1 pseudogene is annotated in these 259 nt (G+C 35.5%); it reads left to right on the forward strand.

Features of this window, described 5'->3' with window-relative positions:
• Window positions 1–60 precede the first annotated feature (60 nt).
• Window positions 61–259 (forward strand): annotated as a pseudogene (locus R0J92_RS24245) (DNA modification methylase); the annotation flags it as partial.

Genomic DNA, 259 nt, shown 5'->3' on the forward strand with positions numbered 1-259 from the left:
ATGGATGATGAACAGTTCGATATTTTTTTAAGAGATACATTCCTGAATTATTCTAGGATCATGAATGAAAAAGCGGCCATTTACGTATTTCACTCACCTACCTATCAATTGAATTTTGAAACAGAAATGTTGAACGCTGGTATAGAAGTAAGGTCGCAATGTATTTGGGTGAAAAATTCAGCTACATTTGGGTGGGGCCAATATCGATATATGCACGAGCCTGTTTTCTATGCATTCAAAAAGAAATGTTCACCTCATT

It is taken from the genome of Tritonibacter sp. SIMBA_163 (assembly GCF_046535935.1).
Classification (GTDB): domain Bacteria; phylum Pseudomonadota; class Alphaproteobacteria; order Rhodobacterales; family Rhodobacteraceae; genus Epibacterium; species Epibacterium scottomollicae.